The organism is Flavobacterium jumunjinense, assembly GCF_021650975.2.
Lineage (GTDB): Bacteria > Bacteroidota > Bacteroidia > Flavobacteriales > Flavobacteriaceae > Flavobacterium > Flavobacterium jumunjinense.
In genome coordinates this window covers 3,647,089-3,672,692 of the sequence record NZ_CP091285.1, presented here as the reverse complement: position 1 = coordinate 3,672,692, position 25,604 = coordinate 3,647,089, and the positions used below count along the sequence as shown (strand labels likewise).

General features: G+C 29.4%; 21 protein-coding genes and 1 pseudogene. 12 read left to right on the top strand and 10 right to left on the bottom strand.

Going from position 1 to position 25,604, the window contains the following annotated elements:
- The first annotated feature begins 132 nt into the window (after nt 1-132).
- From L2Z92_RS16630 to L2Z92_RS16620, 3 genes are all read left to right on the top strand, one after another.
- Entirely contained in the window at nt 133-2,577 is a 2,445-nt protein-coding gene (locus L2Z92_RS16630; RefSeq protein WP_236455643.1) for a PIG-L family deacetylase, read from the top strand.
- A 111-nt stretch (nt 2,578-2,688) separates the two neighbouring features.
- Nucleotides 2,689-4,416: a sodium:solute symporter gene (locus tag L2Z92_RS16625; RefSeq protein WP_236455642.1), complete on the top strand. Its 1,728-nt coding sequence runs from the start codon at nt 2,689-2,691 to the stop codon at nt 4,414-4,416.
- Between the two features lie 27 nt (nt 4,417-4,443).
- Complete coding sequence (locus L2Z92_RS16620) at nt 4,444-5,418, top strand: hypothetical protein (RefSeq protein WP_236455641.1); 975 nt, start codon at nt 4,444-4,446, stop codon at nt 5,416-5,418.
- Between the two features lie 98 nt (nt 5,419-5,516).
- Here L2Z92_RS16620 and L2Z92_RS16615 read toward each other — a convergent pair whose 3' ends face one another.
- Nucleotides 5,517-6,368, bottom strand: a complete 852-nt coding sequence (locus tag L2Z92_RS16615) for a DUF2911 domain-containing protein (RefSeq protein ID WP_236455640.1) — start codon at nt 6,366-6,368, stop codon at nt 5,517-5,519.
- Nucleotides 6,369-6,510: 142 nt separating this feature from the next.
- On the opposite strand from L2Z92_RS16615, the gene L2Z92_RS16610 reads away from it, so the two are divergent.
- The 4 genes from L2Z92_RS16610 (at nt 6,511) to L2Z92_RS16595 (ending at nt 10,732) form a co-directional block, all read left to right on the top strand.
- On the top strand, nt 6,511-6,978 hold the full coding sequence (locus L2Z92_RS16610) for an SRPBCC family protein (RefSeq protein WP_236455639.1): 468 nt from the start codon (nt 6,511-6,513) through the stop codon (nt 6,976-6,978).
- A gap of 233 nt (nt 6,979-7,211) precedes the next feature.
- Nucleotides 7,212-7,910 (top strand): SDR family NAD(P)-dependent oxidoreductase, encoded by a 699-nt coding sequence (locus tag L2Z92_RS16605; RefSeq protein WP_236455638.1) that lies wholly within the window; start codon nt 7,212-7,214, stop codon nt 7,908-7,910.
- Between the two features lie 55 nt (nt 7,911-7,965).
- Complete coding sequence (locus L2Z92_RS16600) at nt 7,966-9,252, top strand: cryptochrome/photolyase family protein (RefSeq protein ID WP_236455637.1); 1,287 nt, start codon at nt 7,966-7,968, stop codon at nt 9,250-9,252.
- A 19-nt stretch (nt 9,253-9,271) separates the two neighbouring features.
- On the top strand, nt 9,272-10,732 hold the full coding sequence (locus L2Z92_RS16595; RefSeq protein WP_236455636.1) for a cryptochrome/deoxyribodipyrimidine photo-lyase family protein: 1,461 nt from the start codon (nt 9,272-9,274) through the stop codon (nt 10,730-10,732).
- A gap of 19 nt (nt 10,733-10,751) precedes the next feature.
- On the opposite strand, the gene L2Z92_RS16590 is transcribed toward L2Z92_RS16595, so the two are convergent.
- Complete coding sequence (locus L2Z92_RS16590) at nt 10,752-11,408, bottom strand: HAD family hydrolase (RefSeq protein WP_236455635.1); 657 nt, start codon at nt 11,406-11,408, stop codon at nt 10,752-10,754.
- 100 nt (nt 11,409-11,508) lie between these two features.
- Between L2Z92_RS16590 and L2Z92_RS16585 the strand changes: the two genes are divergently transcribed.
- From L2Z92_RS16585 to L2Z92_RS16570, 4 genes are all read left to right on the top strand, one after another.
- A complete protein-coding gene (locus tag L2Z92_RS16585) occupies nt 11,509-12,051 on the top strand; it encodes an RNA polymerase sigma factor (protein ID WP_236455633.1) in 543 nt (180 codons plus the stop codon).
- Nucleotides 12,052-12,134: 83 nt separating this feature from the next.
- Nucleotides 12,135-12,539: a hypothetical protein gene (locus tag L2Z92_RS16580; protein WP_236455632.1), complete on the top strand. Its 405-nt coding sequence runs from the start codon at nt 12,135-12,137 to the stop codon at nt 12,537-12,539.
- Nucleotides 12,540-12,541: 2 nt separating this feature from the next.
- On the top strand, nt 12,542-12,982 hold the full coding sequence (locus L2Z92_RS16575; protein WP_236455631.1) for a sensor of ECF-type sigma factor: 441 nt from the start codon (nt 12,542-12,544) through the stop codon (nt 12,980-12,982).
- Between the two features lie 372 nt (nt 12,983-13,354).
- Nucleotides 13,355-13,783 (top strand): hypothetical protein, encoded by a 429-nt coding sequence (locus L2Z92_RS16570; protein ID WP_236455630.1) that lies wholly within the window; start codon nt 13,355-13,357, stop codon nt 13,781-13,783.
- A 210-nt stretch (nt 13,784-13,993) separates the two neighbouring features.
- Here L2Z92_RS16570 and L2Z92_RS16565 read toward each other — a convergent pair whose 3' ends face one another.
- From L2Z92_RS16565 to L2Z92_RS16545, 5 genes and pseudogenes are all read right to left on the bottom strand, one after another.
- Complete coding sequence (locus L2Z92_RS16565; RefSeq protein ID WP_236455629.1) at nt 13,994-15,448, bottom strand: TolC family protein; 1,455 nt, start codon at nt 15,446-15,448, stop codon at nt 13,994-13,996.
- Nucleotides 15,449-15,452: 4 nt separating this feature from the next.
- Nucleotides 15,453-18,627: pseudogene (locus tag L2Z92_RS16560) on the bottom strand (efflux RND transporter permease subunit).
- A 23-nt stretch (nt 18,628-18,650) separates the two neighbouring features.
- Entirely contained in the window at nt 18,651-19,733 is a 1,083-nt protein-coding gene (locus L2Z92_RS16555) for an efflux RND transporter periplasmic adaptor subunit (protein ID WP_236455628.1), read from the bottom strand.
- A gap of 151 nt (nt 19,734-19,884) precedes the next feature.
- The gene (locus L2Z92_RS16550) at nt 19,885-20,310 is read right to left on the bottom strand and encodes a hypothetical protein (protein WP_236455627.1); all 426 of its coding nucleotides are present in this window, start codon (nt 20,308-20,310) and stop codon (nt 19,885-19,887) included.
- A 60-nt stretch (nt 20,311-20,370) separates the two neighbouring features.
- Nucleotides 20,371-21,414, bottom strand: a complete 1,044-nt coding sequence (locus tag L2Z92_RS16545) for a WD40/YVTN/BNR-like repeat-containing protein (RefSeq protein ID WP_236455625.1) — start codon at nt 21,412-21,414, stop codon at nt 20,371-20,373.
- A gap of 112 nt (nt 21,415-21,526) precedes the next feature.
- Between L2Z92_RS16545 and hemN the strand changes: the two genes are divergently transcribed.
- On the top strand, nt 21,527-22,885 hold the full coding sequence (hemN, locus tag L2Z92_RS16540; RefSeq protein ID WP_236455623.1) for an oxygen-independent coproporphyrinogen III oxidase: 1,359 nt from the start codon (nt 21,527-21,529) through the stop codon (nt 22,883-22,885).
- A 338-nt stretch (nt 22,886-23,223) separates the two neighbouring features.
- On the opposite strand, the gene L2Z92_RS16535 is transcribed toward hemN, so the two are convergent.
- From L2Z92_RS16535 to L2Z92_RS16525, 3 genes are all read right to left on the bottom strand, one after another.
- Entirely contained in the window at nt 23,224-23,403 is a 180-nt protein-coding gene (locus tag L2Z92_RS16535) for a hypothetical protein (RefSeq protein WP_236455621.1), read from the bottom strand.
- Nucleotides 23,404-23,531: 128 nt separating this feature from the next.
- Entirely contained in the window at nt 23,532-24,602 is a 1,071-nt protein-coding gene (locus L2Z92_RS16530) for a hypothetical protein (RefSeq protein ID WP_236455619.1), read from the bottom strand.
- Nucleotides 24,602-25,573, bottom strand: coding sequence for an SPFH domain-containing protein (locus tag L2Z92_RS16525; RefSeq protein ID WP_236455617.1), 972 nt, complete (start codon nt 25,571-25,573; stop codon nt 24,602-24,604). Before L2Z92_RS16525 ends, L2Z92_RS16530 begins: the two co-directional genes overlap by 1 nt.
- Nucleotides 25,574-25,604 lie beyond the last annotated feature (31 nt).

Below are 25,604 nucleotides of genomic sequence, written 5' to 3'. Positions count from 1 at the left end.
TAAAATGTAAAACATTTCTCACTGTTATGAAAAATCTAAAGTCCCAAAATATTGTTAAAAAGGAAGTAATTAAATCTTCCTTTTTTAAATTTAGACCTAATTTTTAATTCGGGTTCAAAAACATCACAAAAAATGATAAAAAAATATTTGCTATTACTATTTCTATCTTCTACTATAAGCTATGCTCAAGCACCGAAAAAGCCAAATGCAGCAGAAATTTATGAAGCCGTTCAGAAACTCAATTTTTTAGGAAAAGTTCTTTATGTAGCTGCACATCCAGATGATGAAAACACACGATTGATCACTTATTTTTCAAACCATTACCACGCGGAAACAGCCTATTTATCATTAACTCGTGGAGATGGTGGACAAAATTTAATTGGACCAGAATTAAGAGAAAAATTAGGAGCAATTAGAACACAAGAACTATTAGCAGCAAGAAATATTGATGGTGGAAACCAATTTTTTACTCGTGCAAATGATTTTGGTTACTCTAAAGAGCCCAATGAAACATTTTCAATTTGGAATAAAGAGCAAGTATTAGAAGATGTTATTCAAGTAATGGAAACATTTCAACCCGATATTGTTATCAATCGTTTTAACCATAGAACACCTGGAACTACTCACGGACATCATACAGCTTCTGCAATGTTAAGTTTAGAAGCCTATGAAAAACTGAATAATAAACCAAGTAGAGTGTTTTTTAATACATCTTGGTGGTTTTATGGAAGTGAAAAAGCTTTTGAAAGAGCAGATAAATCAAATTTATTATCTTTCAATGCAAATGTTTATTACCCTTTAAAAGGAAAAAGTAATCATGAAATTGCTGCTTTAAGTCGTAGTCAGCATAAATGTCAAGGATTTGGTTCAACAGGATCTAGAGGAAGTGAGACAGAATTTTTAGAAATATTAAAAGGTAGTTTACCAAATAGTGCTAATTTATTTGAAGGAATTGATACTTCATGGAATAGAATTAAAGGTGGAGAAGCAATTGGAAAGATTCTAAATGAAATTGAAAAAAACTTTAATTTTACAAATCCATCAAGTCATATTCCAAAATTGATTGAAGCCTATACATTAATTCAAAACTTAGACAATAACTATTGGAAAAAAAGCAAGAGTAAACAAATTTCAAAAATCATTGAAGCCTGTAGCGGTTTATACCTTGAAGCCATTACTTCAAGCGAAAATGGAACAAAAAACGAATCTATAAGTATATTTTTTGAAGCAATTAATAGAAGTAATAACAACATTAAACTTCTTAGTTATAACATTCTAAACCAAGGAGTACAAAATAAATCTGAAACACTTTCAAACAACGAAACAATCAAGTTCGAAGAGAAAAAATTCATTATACCAAATACTGTTGAATATTCTAATCTATTCTGGTTAAAAGAAAAGCCAACAGTTGGAATGTATCAAGTTTCTAATAAAGCCATCCGAATTTATCCTGAAGAAAAATTACAATTTCCTGTGGTTTTTTCTATAGAAATAGAAGGACATAAAATTGATTTTATAAAGAATTTAGTTTTCAAAAAGAATGATCCAGAAAAAGGAGAAACATATATTCCTTTTTCAGTTTTACCAGAAGTAACTTCTGAAATTGTAAATAAAGTATCCATTTTTAATACAAACAATCCGAAAGAAATTCAAGTAAAGCTAAAATCAAATAAAGCCAATAGTTCTGGAATAGCCAAATTAATAGTGGATTCAAATTGGAAAGTTGAACCCAATGAAATTCAGTTTTCAATAGAAAGAGAAAATGAAGAAAAAACAATAACATTTAAAATTTTCCCTCCAAGCAATGAGAGTAATACCGATTTTTCTGTTGAAATTCAGACGAATACAGAAAAACATCAATTGGAATGTGTTGAAATAAAATACGATCATATTCCAAAGCAAACTATTTTACAACCATCAGAAGGTAAATTAGTACGATTAGACATTCAAACAAAAGGTAAAAATATTGGTTATATTATAGGTGCAGGAGATGAAGTTGGAAAATATTTAGAAAATATTGGTTATACAATTACATATATAAATCCGAGTGAAATTTCTATCGAAAACTTGACTAATTATGACGCTATCATTCTAGGTATTAGAGCTTTCAATACTATTGAAGAATTGAAATTTAAAAATAAAGATTTATTTCAATATGTTGAAAATGGCGGAAATCTTATTGTACAATATAATACAACAAGTGGTTTATTAACAGAAGAAGTTGCTCCATATGATTTGAAAATATCAAGAGACAGAGTTACGAATGAAAATGCTAAAGTTTCTTTTGTTAATCCAAAGCATCCTGTTTTAAACACTCCAAACAAAATAACTAGCAAAGACTTTGAGAATTGGGTACAAGAACAAGGCTTATACTATCCTAGCAAATGGAATAGAGCATTCACTCCTATCCTATCATCGGCCGATTCGGGTGAGAAACAAAAAGAAGGTGCATTATTAATTGCAAAACACGGAAAAGGAAATTATATTTATACTGGATTAAGTTTCTTTAGGGAATTACCAGTAGGTGTCTCTGGAGCTTATAGATTGCTAGCCAATTTAATTTCACTTGACAAATAATTAAGAGGATGAAAGAAAAATATCAATGGAAGAAAAGTTATAATTATGTATTGTTTTTAAACGCTTTATATATATTAATTTTCTTTATTTTAATGGAAGTTTACTCATAATATGGAATATTTAGATTGGATCGTACTCTCATGTACCCTACTTTTTATAGTTATTTATGGTGCTCTAAAAACAAAAGGAAGCGCTAACGTTAAGGACTATTTACTTGATAATAACGAAACACCTTGGTTTACCGTTGGATTATCGGTAATGGCAACACAAGCAAGTGCTATTACCTTTTTATCAACACCTGGACAAGCCTATCATGATGGAATGGGATTTGTTCAATTCTATTTTGGTTTACCTCTTGCAATGATTGTTATTGCCTATACTTTTATTCCTATATATCATAAATTAAAAGTATTTACAGCCTATGAATACCTAGAGCAACGTTTTGATGTTAAAACAAGAACATTAGCGGCTATATTATTTCTTATTCAAAGAGGTTTAGGAACAGGTATAACTATATATGCACCTTCAATTATTCTCTCTGCATTATTAGGTTGGAATTTAACAATGTTGAATATTATTATCGGTTCACTTGTAATAATTTATACTGTAACTGGAGGAACTAAAGCCGTAAATGTTACTCAAAAGCATCAAATGTTTATCATTCTATTGGGAATGTTTATTACCTTTTTCTTAATCCTTGATTATTTACCCGAAGATTTAGATTTTTCTAACGCCTTGCATATTGCAGGTGCAAATGGTAAAATGGATATTTTAGATTTTTCTTATAATCCAGAAACAAGGTATACCTTTTGGAGTGGAATAACTGGTGGATTTTTCTTAATGTTATCCTATTTTGGAACCGATCAATCGCAAGTTGGACGCTATTTATCTGGAAAATCTGTAAAAGAGAGCCAAATGGGGTTAATCATGAATGGTATTTTAAAGGTTCCAATGCAGTTTTTTATACTTTTAACTGGTGTATTAGTGTTTGTGTTTTTTCAATTTAACGACACTCCTTTACATTTCAATCCAAATAATGTAACAAAAGTAAAAGAATCTAATTATAAAGAGAATTATGAAGATTTAGAAGAAAAATTAGCCTACATCAATGAAGAAAAACAAGTTGTCAATAAAATTTATATTGAACAATTACAACATAATGATTTTGATAATCCAACGCTTCGTAAGCAAATGGTTGCTCTTTCTTTAAAGGAAAAAGAATTGAGAGAAAATGCAAAAGAAATCATTAAAAAAGTAGATACTGCTTCTGAGACCAATGATAAGGATTATGTTTTCTTGTATTTTATATTACATTATTTACCAAAGGGACTATTAGGATTACTTTTGGCTGTAATTTTTAGTGCAGCGATGTCTTCAAGTGCTTCCGGGCTAAATTCTCTTGCGGCAACTACTGCAATAGATATTTATAAACGAAATGTTGAAGAAAAATCAGATAAACATTATGTATATGCAACACAATGGTTCACTCTATTTTGGGGTGTTGTAGCCATTGGTTTTGCTTGTATTAGCTCATTGTTTGAAAACTTAATTCAATTAGTAAACATTATTGGTTCGGTATTTTATGGAACTGTTTTAGGAATATTTTTAGTTGGTTTCTATATTAAATATATTAAAGGACAAGCAATTTTCATTGGTGCATGTTTGAGTCAACTAATTATTTTTATAATTTATTATTTCACAATACACATTCAACCAAATGATAGTGAAAAACTAAGTTATTTGTGGTTGAATTTTATTGGAGTAGTATTAACTATTATCCTATCATTATTCTTTCAATTCCTATTGAATAATAGAAAAAAAGAAATAATAAGCACTTAGAACTAAATGAATTGGATTTATTAGAAAATGAAAATACATCAAAATAAGTTACTATTACTCTTTTTACTTCTATTTAGTTTAATTGGTAATGCTCAAAAAAGAAAGATTCTAAAAGAGTTTGAAAATTTAAAAAAAATAAACTTAAATCAAGAAAATACTAACCTATCCCAATATAATCAGGGAAAAATGTTAGAATGGAAAGTTGATCCATATTATTCAAATGAAAAATTTTCAATTTCCGAAATAAGATTTTTGAAGAATTCAATTGGTGATTTTAATAAAGACGGAATTCCAGACATTTTTGCAACGCTATTTATAGAAAGTAGATTAAGATCGGAAATTAACCTAGGCATAATTCAAATTAATGGAAATACAATTGAGATTATTAGCTATAAACAATTTTCAGAAGGCTATCAAGAATTTACACTCGTAGAAGTCGAAAATGAAATTGTTAAAATAAGAGCCGTTTTAAATGGTGTAAATGGAGAAGTATTCTCAGACAGAATAGTTTCTTTGGCTTATGATCCAATTAATCATATAAAAACAGTATCATCTTGTAAGACGGATGAAATGAAGAATCAATTCATTTTTAATACTAATGTTGATGTTAAAAGAGAGTATTATATAAATTATTGTTTGTTAAATCAGCAAACTGAAGAATACAACTCTGAAAATACTAAAATTACTGCTGAAACACATGGTTGTGATGATTTTACATTGCGATTTACAATAAATAAAGTAAATGTCGATGCGAAAAAATTTAATAAAAATGATTACTTATTAGAGATTATTACGTTTTTAAAATCGAACACAAGATACCCAACGCTATTAAGTAAAATCGAAAAAGACATTCTACAAAAGAACAAAGCGAATATTTCTGTGAGTAACGAAATGAAATATGATATTAAAAATTTCATTAATGATACTACGTATTTTCAGATTGGCACTACTTTGGTTCAAAACACATATCTACTTGATATTATATATTATGAAGAAAGATAAATTCAAATAGTAGAATTACAACTTAATAAGATAATTACATAAAAAATGCCGTTTGATAATCAAACGGCATTTTTTATAGAAACGTAAAGCGAATACTCTTATTTAGACCATTCAGCAATACTATCTTTATTCATTTTTTCATAATCACCATTACCTGCTTTTTTAGCTCCATCTAAAGATGATTTTGCAGTAGCAATTGCTCCTTTTTTATCTCCTAATTTTGCTTGAATTAAAGACTTCAAACGTAAATACCAAAAAGGAGTATCTTTTCCTTCTGGAGTTAAACTCACTGCATTATTAATCCAAGTTAATGCTTTATTTAAATCATTTTCTGTTTGATAAAAATATTGAGCAGCAGAAAAATAATCTCCTGCACTTGGTCCAGCTAAAGCTTTTTCTATGCTGTTCATTGCTACTTTATTCGTAGGAACAGTAAAAGGAACAGAAACCATTGTTCTTTCCCAAGCTAAATCTAGAGTTGCACTATCGTTTGATAAATTATTTAATGATATTGTAAAAGATTCAACAGGTTTATTTAAAGTTTCTGGTTTAACTGTTGTTCTTAACGCAACTTTACTCTCGTCCCATGTTTTAGGTAAACCCCAATTATCTGTTGCCGAGTAAAAAATAACATCCCAAGAGTCTGCCTTTGGAGTTGTATAAAGAGCATATTTACCTCTTTTCAATTCTTGACCATTCACTTTGATATCTTCATCAAATGTAATAACTGTATTTGCATTTGCTCCAGTTCTCCAATTCTTACCATAAGGAACTAAATCTCCATATACTGTTCTACCTTTTGCTCCTGGTCTAGAATAATCAATCGATACATTTGTTAAACCTACAGTTTGTTCCACTTTTGAAGATGGACTTGCTTGCGGTGTTTCTACTTGAGCATTAATAGTTAGCGAAGAAAACGCTAACAACGCCATAATAAATACCTTTTTCATTTTTGTTTTTTTATTAATATTTTGGTGATACTTTGTTTTTTACGAAATTACTAAAAATGTACAATGAATATGTTAAGCTATTCCTAAAATTAAAATTATTTTGTTTAATATTTTTGTATATTTGTTAAACAAAAAAGTAATTATGAAAATATATAGACTTCATACCAAGCAAAATTTACCCATTTCTATTGAAGAAGCATGGTCATTTTTATCTAATCCAACTAATTTAAAAAAAATTACTCCAGACTATATGGGGTTTAATATACTTTCAGGTAACGAAAAGTTAATGTATCCTGGTCAAATTATACAGTATATTGTTACTCCTGTAATGGGTATACCTACAAAATGGGTAACGGAAATTACTCATGTTGAAGATAAAAAATACTTTGTAGATGAACAACGATTTGGACCTTACTCACTTTGGCATCATAAACATTTTTTAAATGAAATACCTGGGGGAGTTGAAATGGAAGATATTATAGATTATAAAATTCCAATGGGAATTATTGGTCAGATGGTTCATCCTATTATTGTAAAACCAAAACTCAATGAAATATTCGAATACAGAAGAAAAAAACTAATTGAACTCTTTGGTGAGTATAAGAACTAGTTTAAAAATAATACCAGTTATGATTTGAATTTACTGTTAAAGAAAATGATGATTTTTTTCTTGATATAAAATAGAAAATCAAAGCATAGCATCGTTACGTTTTTATTTTATATTGAAATAGCGAGAAAAAAAGGGCGTTTTATTACAGTAAATTCAAGTGATAAATGGTATAACCCTTTTAATTTAAAAATAATTGAGAATGAAATTTCTTCATTACTCACAAAGACAAAAAAATGAAAAAAAACATACTATTAATTGGCGGATCTTACGGAATTGGATTCGCACTAACAGAATTAATAAAAGAAGAAGCAAATATTTTTGTAGCCTCTAGAACGTCTGAGAACTTAGACGCAACAATAAATTACATTCCTTTTGATGTAAATTCTCAATCACTTAATGCAGAAGCTTTACCACAAAAAATCGATGGCTTTGTTTTTTTGCCTGGAAGTATTAATTTAAAACCATTTAAAGGCATAAAAATTGAAACTTTTCAAGAAGATTTACAAATCAACTTTATCAATATGGTTAAAGTACTACAAAGCATTTTGCCAAATCTTCTTGCTTCAGAAAATGCAAGTATAGTATTATTTAGTAGTGTTGCAGTTGGAAAAGGTATGCCATTTCATACAAGTATAGCTGCTGCAAAAGGAGCTATTGAAGGTTTTGGAAAAGCATTTGCTGCTGAATATGCACCAAAAATTCGATTAAATATAATTGCTCCTTCATTAACAGATACTCCTTTGGCAAATAAGTTTCTAAATAACGAAATTAAAAAAGAAAAAGCAGCAGAAAGACATCCTTTAAAAAAGATTGGTAGTGCAAATGATATTGCAGAAATGGCTGCTTTTTTATTATCTGAAAAAAGTCAATGGATAACTGGTCAAGTTTTCCATGTAGATGGTGGAATGTCAACACTATCAGTTAACGGATAACTATAAAAGTCAATTTCAAGATACTGCAATTATTTTAAAATATAAATACAAAAAAATGAATATATTCTGGTTTAGAAGAGATTTACGATTAAATGATAACGTTGCTTTGTTTCATGCTCTAAGTGAAAATGAAGCTGTTTTGCCAATATTCATATTTGACAATACAATACTTGATCAACTGGAAAAAAATGATGCTAGAGTCGAATTCATTCAACAGCAATTATCGATAATAAATAATAAATTAAAAGAAAAGGATAAATCATTAGCAGTTTTTTATGGTAAGCCAATTACTATTTTTGAAAAATTAGTGCAAGAGCAAAACATTAAAACTGTATTTGCAAATCATGATTATGAACCCTATGCTAGAAAAAGAGATAAAGAAATTTATCAGCTTTTTAAAGAAAATAATATTACGTTTAAGACATCTAAAGATCAAGTTATTTTTGAAAAAAACGAAGTCATTAAAGACGATGGAACACCTTATGTAGTCTTTACTCCTTTTTCAAAAAAATGGAAAGAAAAATTAAAAAAAATAAGTTTAGAGTATTGTAAATCAGAGCATAAAATAGATAAAATCGCAGAGCATTCATATCCTTTTCTAAACTTAGAAGCTATTGGTTTTCAGCCTTCAAACATAACCATTCCAACGTTCAATATTTCAGATCAATTAATTAATAATTATGAAGATACTAGAAATATTCCTTCTGTTAATGGTACATCGCTCTTAGGGGTTCATTTACGATTTGGGACAGTATCAATTCGCGAAATGCTGATTCATGCACTCAAATCAAAGAATGAAACCTTCTTAAACGAACTTATTTGGAGGGAATTTTTTATGCAAATACTATGGCATTTTCCACACACAATTAACCAAAGCTTCCGTCCGAAATATGATGCTATTCCTTGGGATAATAATGAAGCTTTATTCGAAAAATGGTGTCAAGGAGAAACTGGTTATCCATTTGTAGATGCTGGAATGCGAGAACTCAATGCAACTGGACACATGCATAATAGAGTACGAATGATTGTCGCTAGTTTTTTATGCAAACATTTATTAATAGATTGGAGGTGGGGCGAAACCTATTTTGCTCAAAAACTTTTGGATTATGAACAATCTAGTAATGTGGGTAACTGGCAATGGGCCGCTGGATCTGGAGTAGATGCTGCTCCCTATTTTAGAATTTTTAACCCTACAGAGCAAGTTAAAAAATTTGATAAAGATTTAAAATACATCAAGAAATGGATTCCAGAGTTAGAAACTTTAGACTATCCAAAACCTATTGTAGATCATAAAACAGCTAGAGAAAAGTGTTTGAGTGTCTACAAAGAAGCTTTGGCATAATTTTTTAAAATGAATTTATATGAATATTGTTTGGCTTAAAAGAGATTTGCGATTAACTGATAATGAAGCACTTTATAATGCTATTTCATCGGGAAGAAAAACACTTTTACTTTACATTTTTGAACCTTCATTACAGAATGACATTCATTATAGTAAACGCCATTTTGATTTTATAAAACAGTCTTTAAAGGCATTACAAAAAGCACTTCTTCCTTTTCATACACAACTATTAATTGTAGAAGATGAAGCAATAACTGTCTTTGAAAAACTAAATAACTTGATTAATATTCATGCTATATATTCACATCAAGAAACAGGAATAAAACGAACATACGAAAGAGACATACAATTATCTCAATATTTCAATGTAAGTAACATTCGATGGTTTGAAAGCATTAATAATGGAATAATTAGAGGCATACAAAATAGAAAAAACTGGAAAGAAGATTGGTATGATTATATGAATAATGATTGCTTTCCGTTTCAACCTAATGCTCGAACATTTATAAAGTATAAAGACATTGAAAATATTGAAAATCATTTTACACTTGTATCATTAGAAACAAATCCAGATTCACTATTTCAGAAAGGTGGTTTTCTAATGGCAAAAAGATATATGAATTCCTTTTTTAAAGAAAGAGTCATCAATTATTCAAAAAATATTTCTAAACCCGAAAAAGCAAGGAAAAGTTGTAGCCGATTATCACCTTATATCGCTTGGGGAAATTTATCTATTCGTGAAGTTTTTCAAGAATCCACACGTTACTTAATCAATAACGACAGAAAAAGAGCAATATTAAATTTTATGTCCCGACTAAGATGGCAATCGCATTTCATTCAAAAATTTGAAATGGAATGCCAAATGGAATTTAAAGCTATCAATAAAGGATATCGAAACTTAAATCAGCCTGTAAAAAAACACTATCATGAAGCTTGGATCATGGGGAAAACAGGTGTTCCAATCGTAGATGCTTGCATGCGATGCCTTGCTGTAACTGGATATCTAAACTTTAGAATGCGTGCACTCGTAGTCTCTTTTTATACACATAATCTTTGGCAACCATGGCAAAACTGTTCTCCACATTTGGCTCAAAATTTTCTAGATTTTGAACCTGGTATTCATTATCCACAAATTCAAATGCAAGCAGGTGTTACAGGTGTTAATACATTACGAATTTATAATCCTATTAAAAACTCGCTAGAACATGATCCTGAAGGAGAATTTATTAAAAAATGGGTTCCTGAACTCGAATTCTTACCGCTACCCTTTCTTCATGAACCTTGGAAATTAACTCCCATAGAACAAGAATTATACAATTTTAGGTTAGGAGAAAATTATCCAAATCCCATCGTTAACGTTGAAAAAACACGTAAGTTTTCGAGTGATATTTTATGGAGTTTAAGAAAAAATGAAGAAGTAAAAAAAGACGGGAAACGCATTTTAGCAACGCATGTACTCCCAAATAGAGATGCATCATAAATAAGCATTCAATACATTATTAAAGTAAAACTCTAATTTTCTCTGCATTCACTTCTTTAAAATCATTTATAATACTATCAGCCAAAGTTAAATCTTGACCTTTTGTATGCAAACTTTTGTAGCCTAAACAATATATTCCAGCTCCTTTAGCAGCAACTACTCCATTTGTACTATCTTCAATAATGATACAGTTTTCTTTTGGATTTACAGATAAACTAGCGGCATGTTCAAAAATTGCAGGATGGGGTTTCGACTTTGGAAAGTCCTCTCCAGAAACAATATGGGTAAAGTACTGATGCAAATTAAAACGAGTAAACACCCTATTAATAGTTCCTTTTGAAGCAGAAGAAGCGACAATTAATTGAATTTCATTACTATGAAGGTCTTTTATCAAATCTTCAACACCATCAATCAAAAACAAATCGGGTTTTGTATCGAAAGCATCATTAAAAATATGACGTTTTCTAAGAATTAAATCCTCTACATCTTCTTTTAAATCAAATAAATCTTTTAATTTTTGAAAAACATTACGAGTAGAATTACCTGTAAATGTTTCATATATAGCATCCGTTACATTAATTTTTAATTCCTTAAAATGTTCGTGATAAGCATAATGGTGTACAGGTTCTGTATCTACAATTACACCATCCATATCAAAAATTACTGTTTTAACCATGACTTTATTTTGTTTGCGCAAAAATACCAATTATTTTTTTCTTACCGAATGATTAAACCTTTTTAATTATCTTTAGTCTAACGATTAAAACAATTTAAAATTGCAAGACGAAAAAGCATTTATTGAGCGGTTACTCAACCCGAAAACGCAACAAGAAGCGTTTCGGGAATTGTTGCAATTGTATCAAAAGCCTTTGTATAATCATATAAGGAATATTGTATTAAACCATGATGATACAGATGATGTTTTACAAAACACATTCCTAAAAATATTTCAAAATATCTCCAAATTTAAAGGAGAAAGCAAGTTATTTTCATGGGTCTATAGAATTGCTACTAATGAATCGTTAAACTTTCTACAACAAAGAGCCAGAAAAAGCGGAATCACTAATGAAGAAGTACAACAAAATGCACTTAACAAACTTGAAAGTGATGTTTACTTTGATGGAGACGAAATTCAGTTGAAACTTCAAAATGCAATTGCACTATTGCCTAATAAACAACAACTTGTATTTAAAATGAAATATTTTGAAGAGTTAAAATATGAAGAGATATCAGAAATAGTTAACACCTCAGTAGGTGCATTAAAAGCCAGTTATCATTTGGCAGTAAAAAAAATTGAAGAACATTTAAAAACGAATTAAACCTTTTATAGTTAATTTTGTCCAATATATAAAGGCAATACACTAAAAAAAGATTTACAATTATAAATATAAAGAATCTAAAAATGAAAGATTTCAAATTAGATAAAGAACCAAAAATAAATACCGGATTTGAAATTCCAGATGATTACTTTGAGCAATTTGAAGCAAAAATGATGCAACAATTGCCTAAAGAAAATGTGAAAGTAGTTTCTTTATTTCACAGAAAACAACTTTGGATTTCCAGTATTGCAGCTGTTCTATTAGTTATGATTGCAATTCCTGTATATTTTAATATGAAAGGAGCAACAACATTAGAAACAGCAACATTAGAGAACTATTTAAGTACAGAATACTCTACTTATGAAATCGTTGATAAATTATCGAACGAAGATATAACTGCTTTAGAAAATGACTTATCACTTAGCGATGATGCTGTTGAAGCCTATTTATTAGATACACAAAATTTAGATTATTATTTAAATCAATAACGATGAAAACAAAATTAACGATACTACTATTATTCATTTTCTCCATTACATTTTCGCAAGGATTTAGAGAAAAAAAAGAAAAGATTAAAGCTATTAAAATAGCATATATTACCGAACAACTGAACTTAACTACAGATGAAGCTCAGAAATTTTGGCCTGTTTATAATACATTTGATGACAAACAGTTTGAAATTAGACATAATAAAATGAAGAAAATCATCAATAAATTTGAGAATGATGGTATTGATAGTGTCTCAGAAAAAGAAGCAAAAGAACTAATTAATCAGATGGAAGATTATGAAGATGAAATGCACAATCTTAAAAAGAAGTACATTAAAGATTTACTAAAAGTGCTACCTGCTAAAAAAGTGATCAAACTTAAAAAAGTAGAAGATGAATTTAACCGAAAGCTACTAAAACAATTTAGAGGAAAAAGAGAATAATGAAAAGCACTGAAAAGTGCTTTTTTTGTATGGATAAATGTAAAGATCCCTTTATGGAAAAACTATTGATAACAAATAATAATTCCAATAACAATCCCTTTAGGGATAAAATATTGGTAATAAAAACTACTAAGAATGTGAATATAAATCCCTTTAGGGATGATATATAAAAGCTTAGCAACGCTAAGTTTTTATATTATATTGAAATAGCGAGGAAAAAGGGCGTTTTATTTCAGTAAATTCAAGTGATAAATGGTATTATTACCAAAATTAAAGATAACAATATTTTATAATCTCAAAAAATATTTAAAAAAATCATTACATTTTTCTATCTTTATTTACACTATTGCAATAAAATTGCTTTTAAAAATAATGAAACTAATTATCCTTTTGAAAAAAATATTCTCCACATTTCTATTGCTACTAATATTTACATTAACAACATCCTACTCACAGGATAAAAATTGTGATACCATTGCTAGATACACAGAAATACAGCCAAAATTTAAAAGTGAGACAAGTAATCTAGATAAGTATTTTAATAATCATATCGTTCCTGTTTTATTGCGTAGTATGGAAAGAGATAATGTTTTGATTACAAAATTGCACATAATTTTAACCATTAACTTAGAAGGCGAAGTAATTGAAGCGACATTCTCTAAATCTAAACTTAATACACTTTGTAAAAAAGAATTAAGAGAAGCGTTTTTAACTATGAAAGGTTGGCAACCTGGAATACTAAACAATCAAGCTGTTTGTAGCTATTATAGTTGGCCAATTAATTCCATAAAATGGCAATAATTTTTAAAGTTAGATAATGAAATCTCCTAAGAAAAATAGTCATTTTAATCTTTTATTAATACACTAGAAAAAAGGAATATATGTATTAAACAGTGATGCAAAATGCTTTGTTGTAAAAACTATGAATAAATTTAACGATCTTATTAGTATAAAAAACCATCTTGTATTTTTATTACAAGATGGCTTACTAAATAAAGCTAATAAAAAGAACTAATTCCAACCACCACCTAAAGCCTTATAAATAAAAACTTTAGTATTTAATTGTTTCATTTTTGTTTCAATTAAATCAAACTGTGACTCCAATGCATCACGTTGTGTTAACAAAACTTCCATATAATCTGCTCTTGCAGATTTAAAAAGATCATTTGAAATTGTAATTGATTCATTTAAAGCATCAACTTGTTTTGATTTATAATGATATGTTTTTGCAATATTTTCAACCATAGAAAGTTGATTTGCTACTTCAACATAAGCATTTAAAATAGTACGTTCATAATTATAAACTGCTTGTATTTGCTTTGCATTCGCATTATAATATGTTGCTTTTATGGCATTTCTATTTATTAATGGAGCTATTAAATCTCCAGTTATAGAATATAGAAGAGACTGTGGAGTTTTTATTAAATAGGAAGGATTAAAAGCCTGAAAACCTATACCAGCAGAAATTCCTAATGATGGATAAAATCTAGCTTTTGCGACTTTAATATCAAGTTTAGCAGCTTCTAAATTTAATTCGGCTTGTCTAATATCTGGACGATTAATTAATAATTCAGATGGCAAACCCATACCAATACTTTCAATATTTAATGTTGCAAAAAATTTAGAATCTCTTTCTATAGGTTGAGGGTATCTTCCTAATAAATAATTTATTCTATTTTCTGTTTCAACAATATTTTGTTCAATATTAAATTGAAGACTCTGTGTGTATAATACTTGTGCTTCAAATCGCTTTACTGCTAATTCTGTTACTTTTGCAGATTCTTTTTGTAATTTTACAATTTTAAGAGCATCATTTTGAATATTAATATTTTGTTTAATTAAACTCAATTGATTATCCAGTGCTAATAATTCATAATACGAATTAGCTATTTCTGCTATAAGATTAGTAATAACAAAGTTTTTCCCTTCTACAGATGCTAAATAGCGGCTTACAGCTGCCTTTTTAGCATTGTGAAGTTTTCCCCAAATATCGACTTCCCAACTGGCATAAGCACCAATCATATAATCTGGAAGAGGTTCTGGCATTTCTGTATTTGGTTTTATATCTGTGGTTGCATCATTTGCTCCCTTACTTGTATATCGGCCAACTTTTTCTAATCCTGCACCACTTTTCATTCCTATAAAAGGTAAATATTCTCCTTTTCTAGCTTGAATTTCATTACGAGAAATTTCAATCTCTTGTAACGTAATATTCAGTTCTTGATTGTTTTTGAGAGCAATATCAATCAATCCATTAAGATAAGCATCTCCAAAATAGTCTTTCCATTTTACCTTCCCAGAGTTTATTGAATCTTGGGAAGAAGCATACTTTTCGGGTAAATTGGTATTTGCTACTTTTTCAACTAAATGTGGCGTTTTACAGCCTATTAAATTAAATAATATGCAGACTAAAACTACATATTTATATTTATTTATATTAAGTATATTCATTTCTCTTTTTTTCATTTTATTATTCTTCATCCTCAGGAAAACTATCTAATTGATGAACAAAATCATCAGTTAATGAACCTTCATCTTCGTCTTTTATAAGTTTTCTACCTTCTGCAAGGGTACCGAAAATGAAATATAAACCAGGTACAATTAAAACACCAAATAATGTTCCAAATAACATTCCTCCAAGTGCTGATGCTCCAATTGTTCGATTTCCAATGGCTCCTGCACCAGATGCCATAATTAAAGGAATTAATCCTGCAATAAAAGCAAAGGAAGTCATCAAAATTGGTCTAAAACGAACTTTAGCTCCTTCAATAGAAGCTTCTAAAATAGTTGCTCCTTGTTGATGTTTAAGTACTGCGAACTCTACAATTAATACCGCATTTTTACCCAAAAGACCAACTAACATAATGAGTCCTATTTGTGCATAAATATCATTTTGAAGTCCCATAAATTGAAGTAATACAAATGAGCCAAATATCCCAACAGGTAAGGAGAGTATAACAGCTAATGGAATTATAAAACTCTCATATTGAGCAGCTAATACAAAATAAACAAATATTAAAACAATCATGAAAATATAAAGTGATTCATTTCCTCTATTTGCTTCATCAAATGAAAGACCTTCCCAAGCAATATCATATCCTTTTGGTAACTCTTTTGCGACTTCTCGAATGGCTTTAATTGCATCTGCAGTAGTATATCCTTTTGCTGGTAATCCTTGGATAGCAGCAGAGTTATACATATTATATCTTGTAATTTCATTTGGTCCTTGCGTTTTTTTCAATTTCATAAAAGCTGAATAAGGTACCATCTCTCCTTCTTCATTTCTTACAAAAAGATTTAAAATATCTGAAGGTAATCTTCTATACTTTGGATCAGACTGTACATATACCTTAAAGAATCGATCAAACTTTATAAATCCTTGTTCATAAGTACTACCAATTAGTATATTAAGATTTTCCATTGCTTTTCCAACAGAAACCCCTTTTTGCATTGCCAAATCATTATCCATGATTAATTCATATTGAGGATAGTTTGCAGCAAAAAATGTAAATAGTCCAGATAATTCTTTTCGCTTGCTTAAATTATCGATAAACTCTTTGTTTATTTTATCAAATTCTTTATAATCCGTTTCTGAAGTTTTATCTAATAAACGCATTGAAAATCCACCTGACGAACCAAAACCTGGAATTGCTGGTGGCTCGAAAAACTCGACAACTGCACCTAAGTCTTTAGTTTTTTCTTCCAATTCTTCCATTATTTCTTTTACCGTATGATCACGATCAGACCATTTTTTTAGGTTAATTAAGCAAGTTCCTGCATTTGAACCTCTACCTTCTGTCATGATTTCATAACCTGCTAAAGATGACACCGATTCTACTCCATCGATTTCTTCACAAATTTTTTGTAGTTTTTGAGAAACTTGATTAGTCCTTTCTAAGGTTGCTCCTGGAGGAGTTTGAATAATGGCATAGATTGTACCTTGATCTTCACTAGGAATAAATCCAGATGGTAAAATTTGATTTTCAAAGAAAATACCAGCACAAAAAACTAACAATATTCCAAATGTTAACCATCTTCTACTAACAATTTTTTTTAAGCCAGCAACATACTTTCCTGTAAGTTTCTCGAAATTTGAATTAAAACTATCTAAAATTTTTGTAAGTACATTTTTCTTTCCTGCTTTTCCATGATTGTTTTTCAAAAGCATTGCACATAAAACAGGAGTAAGCGTAAGTGCAATCAAGGCAGAAATAACAATTGAGCTAGCCATCGTAATTGAAAATTGTCTGTAAAAAGTACCTACTGGACCAGACATAAATGAGATTGGTAAAAAAACCGACACCATAACTGCTGTAATAGCTATAATTGCTCCACTAATTTCCCCTAAAACTTTTTTAACTGCTTTATAGGGTGTAATGTCTGGTTCTTCATCAAATTTAGCATGTACTGCCTCAACAACAACAATAGCATCATCTACAACAATACCAATGGCTAAAACTAAAGCAAATAATGTCACCAAGTTTATTGACAATCCAAAAAATTGAATTACAAAAAAGGCCCCAATTAATGATACTGGAACTGCTAAAATTGGAATTAAAGTAGATCGCCAATCTCCAAGAAAGACAAAAACAACTAAAGCAACTAAAATAAAAGCATCACGAAGAGTATCAATAACTTGCTCAATTGATGCATCTAAGAATTGAGAAACATCATAACTAATTTTATAGTCCATTCCTGGAGGAAAACTAGCTTTCATTTCTTCTAATTTAGATTTTACTTCATCAATTACATCACTTGCATTACTTCCGTAATTTTGTTTTAACACAATAGCAGCAGAAGGATGACCATCTAAATTAGAGTATATATCAAAGAATTCACTTCCTAGTTCAACATTTGCAATATCTTTTAAATGTATACTTTCACCCTTTGCATTAGCTCTAATTACTATTTTATCATATTCTTCGGGCTTATTAAATCTCCCTTTATAAGTCAAAACATATTCTAAAGATTGTGCTTCAATTCCTGAACTTTGTCCAATTCTTCCAGGACGACCAATAATACTTTGTTCCTCTAAAGCATTCATTACTTCTTCAATAGAAATATTATATGCTCTCATTCTATCTGGGTTTAACCAAACACGCATTGCATATGTTCTACTTCCTAATATTTGAGACCTTGCTACACCTTTAATTCTGTTTATTTCTGGTATCATTTTTACATTAGCATAATTATATAGAAATTTTTCATCCATATTTTTATCTTTTGCATAAAGATTAACATACATCAACATACTTGGTTGAATTGGAGTAATGATAACTCCTTCACGTTGAACTAACTCTGGCAAAAGTGGCATCACTTGATCGACTCTAGTCTTGACTCTAATTACAGCTTGATTTGGATCTGTTCCTGGTTCAAAAATAATTCTCAAAGTTGCTTCTCCTGCGCTTGTCGCATCGGTAGCCATGTATCGCATACCTTCTACTCCATTAATTGAATTCTCCAATGTAATTAAAGTTGATTTAACAAGTACATCAGCACTTGCTCCAGGATATGCTATAAAAATATTGACAGTTGTTGGTGCAATTTGAGGAAACTGTGATATGGGTAATTGCTTGATAGCCAAAGAACCTATAAAAACAATAATTATCGGAATCACAGGGTCTATGTATAAATCTATTAAACATTTTATATTTTTTTTAAAGTTCTATTATTCAGCGTATAATTCAAGTTGAGACAAAACATCTGTAGATTTAACCATTTCATATTCTATTTTGTCATTTTCTTTTACCAATCTTAACCCTTCTAGTAAAATTTTATCACTCTCTGTTATTCCACTTTTTACAATATAAATATGTGGAATTTCAGCTTCAATTGTAATTTCTCTAGATTTAATACTATTATCTTTAGTAATTACATAAACATATTTTTTGTCTAAAACTTCAAAGGTTGCTTTTTGAGGAATTAGCATAGCATTTAACATTGGAATAGATACATGAATATTACCTGTTTCTCCATGTCTTAATAAACCTTTTGGATTTGGAAAAGTTGCTCTGAAGGGAATATTTCCTGTTTCATTATTAAAATCTGCTTCAATTGTTTCAACTACTCCTGAATAATTAAAATACTTATTATTTGGCATTAATAAATTTACTTTTGACAAACTACCATCATCCTTTTTAGATTTATAATCTAAATACTCAGCTTCTGGCACATTATAATATACCCACATTTTACTGTTATCAGAAAGGTTAGTAAGTAAATCTCCATCTTCAATTAAACTCCCTAGTCTTACATGAAATTTATCTATTATTCCATCGAATGGAGCTCTAATTTCGGTAAACTCTAAATGTACTTTAGTCAAGTCTAATTCTGCATTGGCTTTATCTAATTTTGCTTTAGCCATTGCTAATTCATTTTGTGCAACTACATTGCTATCGGCTAAACGTTTTGTGTTTTTATATTCAATTTCTGCATAATTTGCTTCAGCTTGCGCTCTTTTCATTTCTGCTTCATAAATTTTGGGCATAATTTGAAACAATAACTGTCCTTTTTTTACAAACTGCCCTTCGTCAACAAGAATTTTTTGAAGGTATCCTCTCTCTTGTGCTCTTAATTCAATATGACGACTCGATTGTACTTGAGCCACATAGTCTTTAGTAATTAATGTATCTTTTTGAACTGGGTTTGTTACTAAAAATTTAGTTGCTTCACTTTTCTCTTTTTCTTTCTTATGACAACTTATATTTAACGATAAGGCACAGAAAATCAATAGCATGAATACTTTTTTCATGGTAATTAGGTTTTAATATGTATATATTTTTATTTTTTTTGGAATGTTGTAATTAAACAACAGGAATTTGCTCTAAATAGCAATTACTATTAGAGAACTTATTTACGAAAAAAAGTTGTTTTTTTGGTAATAAGAACTGTACCAAATTAAATCATATCCTAAAGACTTGTAATATGATAAATATTCTGAATGAATAAAAGTTAATAAATCGTTTAAAGAAAAGAAAACGACTTTTAATATAATACGAAAAATAATCTGATAAGCATTTTGTACAAGTAAGTTTTGAAAAAGCATCTAAAGTTGTTTCTTTTCTAAAACAAATTCGATCTTCTTCTTCATCGTCACAGTCTATTGCTAATAATTTATGCTTGCCTTTATCAAATTTTGGAAGTGAAACTCTAACATTTAATTCTCCACTTAGTAAAGGGTTTGTAACGTTTTCATCAGCTATATGATTTTCTGTATTATTTTGATAATCTAAAGACTGACAATCAACAATATTTGAAAACAGAGTTTGGTATCCAATTAAAAAGATACTACATAATAAGACTAAATATTTTATTATTTTCCTAAACATTACGGGACAAAAATAATTTTATTTTTTAATTTGACAATTAATAACGTATATAATAAACTGTTAATTTTTTAATATTAATTTCACAACTCTATTTTTTCCGGCTGCATAAGCCACAGAATCATTTTTAAAACGAAGCGTATATAAATCCTTATCGTCTAACAATTTTAACCATGTTTTTCCACTATCGTTAGAATAATGAAGTCCTGTTCCTCCAACACAAACTAATGCCTCTCCTTTACTATTAGGTACAAACTGTACGCACGATGCATAACCAAAACCTGTATTTTGACCTACAAGTTTCCATGTTTTTCCTCCATCTTTGGTAATGGCTTTATTTTTCGAGTTATCTTCTTGTTTTTCATAATCACCACCAGCAATAAACCCTATGTTTTCATCATAGAAATCGGCTGTAAAAATACCTGTCATTTCTTTTCCTTGCACAATTGGTGTATCATACACATTCCAAGTAATTCCTTTGTCTTCACTTACAAAACAGCGGGATTTTTTCCCACCAGAAACAATAATTATTTTATTATTTCGCAATAGTACGTTACTATTACTTGCTGCAAAAGCGGCTTCTCCTTCTTCTACTTTTGGTAATGAAGCACAAGGCACTTTTTGCCACGAATTTCCTCCGTCTTTAGTTATAATAATATTCAAACAATTGGCAACAGGATCGCCCATTGCTACTCCAAACTGATCGTCTAAAAATTGCATACTATCATAAAATACTTTTTCATTTTCTTCTTGATACACCAATTTTACTTCTTTTTTATCGTTAGAAATTTTATATAATAAAGCAGGATTTGCAACACTCAAAATAAAAACTGCTTTACTGGTTTTAGCAATACTTCTAAATTCTGGATGCAATGAATCTTTACTTACTCTTCCTCTAAATTTTTTATTTGTCGATAATTCAATAGCTCCATACTTACCATTACTTCCAGCAAACCACAATTGATTACTGTCTAAAACAATTGCTCTTATGTTTATTGAATCGGAATGAATTTCATTTAAAGATACTTTTGTATATGAAATCTTTTTTTCTTCTTTACAAGCCAAAAACAATATCGATATACAAAAAAGGAGTACTATTTTTTTCATTTTACTAATTTAAAGCACGAATTTACAATTTAAATTAGAAAAAACGCAGATATGATAATTATCATTTTTCAGTTTATAGGCTATACCTATTTTTGAGGAAACGATATAAATCATGTCATTAATTCAAAAATATAATGTTCCTGGTCCAAGATATACAAGTTATCCAACAGTTCCCTATTGGGAAGAAACTTTATTCACGGTAAATCAGTGGAAAAAATCATTATTAGAGTCATTCATAGCGTCTAACACTACAGAAGGGATTAGTCTATATATTCATTTGCCTTTTTGTGAAAGTTTATGCACTTTTTGTGGTTGCAACAAAAGAATTACCAAACGACATGATGTGGAGAATCCATACATTACAGCAGTATTAAAAGAATGGGATTTATATTGTGAATTGCTTCCAGAACGTCCTATTATTAAAGAAATTCATTTGGGTGGTGGAACACCTACTTTTTTTTCGCCAGAAAACCTTACGACTTTAATTAATGGAATTTTTAAAAATGCAAATAGCGCAGAGGAACACGAGTTTAGTTTTGAAGGACATCCTAATAATACCAGTTATGAACATTTACAAACGCTCTATGATTTAGGTTTTAGAAGGGTTAGTTTTGGTGTTCAAGATTATTCTGAAAAAGTGCAAAAAGCGATTCATAGAAAGCAATCGTTTCATAATGTGGCAAAAGTGACGTTTTGGGCACGAGAAATTGGTTATACTTCTGTTAGTCATGATTTAATTTTTGGTTTACCTTTTCAAACCTTAGATGATGTGTTAGATACCATTGCGAAAACAAATTCCTTACAACCTGATCGAATTGCTTTCTATAGCTATGCGCATGTGCCATGGATTAAAGGTAATGGTCAACGTGGTTTTAAAGATGAAGATTTACCGAAAGACGATGTGAAACGTGAGTTGTATGAAAAAGGAAAAAATGAGTTGTTAGCACGCAATTATATCGAAATTGGGATGGATCATTTTGCTTTGGAAAGCGATACCATGACCCAATCTTTCAAAACAGGGAATCTACATCGTAATTTTATGGGCTATACTTCTTCTAAAACAGAAGTTATGATTGGTTTAGGTGTTTCTTCAATTAGTGATTCTTGGAATGCCTTTGCACAAAATGAAAAAAGTTTGGAAGATTATTATGCTAAATTAAATAAAGATGAATTGCCACTTTTTAGAGGTCATATTCTAAATAATGAAGATTTGATTATTAGAAAACATATCTTGAATTTAATGTGTCAATTTAAAACTTCATGGAATGATGCTACTACCTATTTTCCTGAAATAACAACTATTTTACCGAATCTTACAGAGATGGAAAAAGATGGTTTGTTAGAATTTGGAGATCAATCTATCCTTGTAACCGAAAAAGGAAAGCCTTATGTTCGTAATATCTGTATGGCTTTTGACTTGCGTTTGAAACGAAAAACGCCCCAAACGCAATTGTTTTCTATGACAATTTAGTGTTCATCTTCCTTTTTTAACCAAATAACCTAAACTTTTAGGTCCTGAACCCAAACTTTTAGGTTGTTGACCTAAAATTTTAGGTAGGACAACGTAAAATTTTACCCCATCAGACGTAAAATTTTAGGTCAACAACCTAAAGTTTTACCCTACTAGACGTAAAGTTTTAGGTCTAGGACCTAAAATTTTACCCCCATTGACGTAAAAATTTGATAAAACAACCTAAAATAATAGTTTTTTAATATGTATTCTTAATTTTAAAAGTGCCTAATTTGAAGTTTAAGAATAAAAAAAAACAGCCCGAAAGCTGTTTTCTATTGTTTTATTATTAAAATAGACTAATTAGGAGGACAATAAGATCGTACACCTGGAATAGTACAACACCAAATACCAGATTCTGCCATTTGTCCCCAAAAACCTCCCATAGCATCACAACTTGCTTTAGTTTTATAGCCTCCATTAATTGTTTTTTGTTCTTCTTTACTTAAACTTCTACCTAATTTCTTTAGATTTTTCATAATTAAAAAGTGTTAAAATTGTTTGTAAACCATGTACATAAAGTACTCATTTTGAGCTAATATACAAATTTTTAATTAAAATTAAAACTAAGAAGTTTAATTTTATAATGAATATAGTAGAGATACAATTATCCATTTAAAAACAGTAAAATTGCAATACATAAAACAACTAATACAATTGCTAGAGCTATTTTAGAAGTTGAAAGTGGTTTATTTCCATGAACTTTTGCCGTCTGTCCGTTAATAATAAAAAAGTACGATTTACCTTTAAACAAATAGCTACAGTACCATATTGGTAAAATAATATATTTGTATGTTTCATTAGAGAAAGTAGTTGACACTTGCAAATTTGAGTAAGTATCATCTTTTAAATAATCTATAGACATTGATGTTACTACTTCTTTTACTTTATCTTTATAAAGTGAATAACATTCTTCCATTTTGCTCTGATAGGTTTTTGCATTCCATCCTAACAAAAAACACTCATCCATAGGCAGTAATTCATCTAAATGGAAAGGATAAATTTCATCTATTATATTTTGGGGAATTTCATCATTGTCAGTAATTAAAACATCATTCGTTAGGTGTGTAAATTCACCTTGTTTGAAAGACCAACTCGTTTTTTGTATTCTGTTTGACTGCTGTTCTCCTTTATCATCTGTATAGTATTCATTCTCATAATAGTGCGTTCCCGATTGCCCGCTCCATTGGTTAAATGTAGAACAGTCGAACGTCCAAAATGGCAAATATATTCCTTTCAAATTATCAATTAATGACATTTTTTTTAAATCGGAATCATTCCAAAATCCTTTTCCTATCCAATCATTAAAAACACTAATCGCTTTTTCTTTTGATATCGTAAAGGGAATAATACCTTGCGGAGTAACTTTTTTCTCCTGATAAGCACTACTATTAATAACATTGTTGCCACAATTCTCACATTCAAAAAAAGATAAAGTTGAAGAAACTGTATTTATTTTACCACATTTAGAACAATTATAATCAAGTTGATAGCTATCTTTTTCTTCTTGAAACATTAATGTTTTAAAACTATTTATATCAATTTCTTTTAATACAGTTTTTTCAATATTGATAGGGAATTGAGAATTACAATGCAAACAACTTAGCTTAGATTTATCGGCATCGTAATTAAGTTCTGAATTGCAATTAGGACAAGGAAACTCTTTTAATTGGTTCATTACAGCTTACTTAAAATTTCTTTCTTTTTAGTATTAAATTCTTCTTCGGTTAGTACACCATTATTTTTTAATTCACCTAATTGTTTCAATACATCTAAAAGCTCTGTTTTATTTGTAGTATTAGTATTTTGTGCCTGTTGTCCTAGCGTATTATTTAAAATAATCCCTGCCCCCATTGCTCCAATTGTTCCTTCATTTTCAGCCATTTTTTCTAAGGCTATACCACTTTGCATTTGGTTAAATTCATTCAAATTACCTCTTAAAATATTGAGTTCAGTTTTTTTATCAATCATTTTTTCTACTTCTTCAGGAAGTGAAACACTTTCGATGTAAAAATAGGTAAGTTCAATGCCGAAAACATCCATTTCAAGCTGTAAAATAGGCTTAATAATGGCGCCTATTTCGGTAAATTTTGAAGCTAATTCAAAAACAGAAATATTTGCTCTTGCAAGTCCTTCTGCTAATTTGCTTGCAATACATTTTTTTAATGTTTCTTCAATTGTAGCAATTTTTATATATGGATTAGTACCCGAAAATTGTGTAATTACTTTTTTAATATCGTTAATTTTAATTGCAAAACTTCCAAAAGATTTTAATCGTATTTGTCCTAGCTGACTGTCTTGAAGCATAACAGCTCCAGATGTACCCCATTTAAGATTTGTAAACTGTTTGGTGTTTGCAAAATAAACATCTACTTTAAAAGGACTATCAAAACCATATTTCCAAGATTTCAATGTTGTAGTAATAGGCATATTATTAGTAGTTAAACTAAATCTTCCCGATTCGTATACATCACCAAACTCACCTTCGTTCATTAATAGAGCCACTTGACTTTCCCTTACCGTAAGTTGTGCACCATTTTTAATATTATTTCCTTTATCTTGGAATTTCCAAATAACAGTATCGATAGAGTTATCAACCCAGTCGATTACTTCTATAAACTCATTTCTGATAAAATCAAATAGTCCCATAATTTATACTTTTTTAATTGATTATTTGTTC

What these genes read in the sequence shown, in the direction of transcription:
- L2Z92_RS16615 (WP_236455640.1), bottom strand. Translation starts at nt 6,368, where the DNA reads ATGAAAAAGGTATTTATTATGGCGTTGTTAGCGTTTTCTTCGCTAACT.
- L2Z92_RS16530 (WP_236455619.1), bottom strand. Translation starts at nt 24,602, where the DNA reads ATGAACCAATTAAAAGAGTTTCCTTGTCCTAATTGCAATTCAGAACTT.
- L2Z92_RS16570 (WP_236455630.1), top strand. Translation starts at nt 13,355, where the DNA reads ATGAAACTAATTATCCTTTTGAAAAAAATATTCTCCACATTTCTATTG.
- L2Z92_RS16575 (WP_236455631.1), top strand. Translation starts at nt 12,542, where the DNA reads ATGAAAACAAAATTAACGATACTACTATTATTCATTTTCTCCATTACA.
- L2Z92_RS16580 (WP_236455632.1), top strand. Translation starts at nt 12,135, where the DNA reads ATGAAAGATTTCAAATTAGATAAAGAACCAAAAATAAATACCGGATTT.
- L2Z92_RS16525 (WP_236455617.1), bottom strand. Translation starts at nt 25,573, where the DNA reads ATGGGACTATTTGATTTTATCAGAAATGAGTTTATAGAAGTAATCGAC.
- L2Z92_RS16630 (WP_236455643.1), top strand. Translation starts at nt 133, where the DNA reads ATGATAAAAAAATATTTGCTATTACTATTTCTATCTTCTACTATAAGC.
- L2Z92_RS16620 (WP_236455641.1), top strand. Translation starts at nt 4,444, where the DNA reads ATGAAAATACATCAAAATAAGTTACTATTACTCTTTTTACTTCTATTT.
- L2Z92_RS16550 (WP_236455627.1), bottom strand. Translation starts at nt 20,310, where the DNA reads ATGTTTAGGAAAATAATAAAATATTTAGTCTTATTATGTAGTATCTTT.
- L2Z92_RS16625 (WP_236455642.1), top strand. Translation starts at nt 2,689, where the DNA reads ATGGAATATTTAGATTGGATCGTACTCTCATGTACCCTACTTTTTATA.
- L2Z92_RS16565 (WP_236455629.1), bottom strand. Translation starts at nt 15,448, where the DNA reads ATGAAAAAAAGAGAAATGAATATACTTAATATAAATAAATATAAATAT.
- hemN (WP_236455623.1), top strand. Translation starts at nt 21,527, where the DNA reads ATGTCATTAATTCAAAAATATAATGTTCCTGGTCCAAGATATACAAGT.
- L2Z92_RS16605 (WP_236455638.1), top strand. Translation starts at nt 7,212, where the DNA reads ATGAAAAAAAACATACTATTAATTGGCGGATCTTACGGAATTGGATTC.
- L2Z92_RS16600 (WP_236455637.1), top strand. Translation starts at nt 7,966, where the DNA reads ATGAATATATTCTGGTTTAGAAGAGATTTACGATTAAATGATAACGTT.
- L2Z92_RS16535 (WP_236455621.1), bottom strand. Translation starts at nt 23,403, where the DNA reads ATGAAAAATCTAAAGAAATTAGGTAGAAGTTTAAGTAAAGAAGAACAA.
- L2Z92_RS16590 (WP_236455635.1), bottom strand. Translation starts at nt 11,408, where the DNA reads ATGGTTAAAACAGTAATTTTTGATATGGATGGTGTAATTGTAGATACA.
- L2Z92_RS16595 (WP_236455636.1), top strand. Translation starts at nt 9,272, where the DNA reads ATGAATATTGTTTGGCTTAAAAGAGATTTGCGATTAACTGATAATGAA.
- L2Z92_RS16610 (WP_236455639.1), top strand. Translation starts at nt 6,511, where the DNA reads ATGAAAATATATAGACTTCATACCAAGCAAAATTTACCCATTTCTATT.
- L2Z92_RS16555 (WP_236455628.1), bottom strand. Translation starts at nt 19,733, where the DNA reads ATGAAAAAAGTATTCATGCTATTGATTTTCTGTGCCTTATCGTTAAAT.
- L2Z92_RS16545 (WP_236455625.1), bottom strand. Translation starts at nt 21,414, where the DNA reads ATGAAAAAAATAGTACTCCTTTTTTGTATATCGATATTGTTTTTGGCT.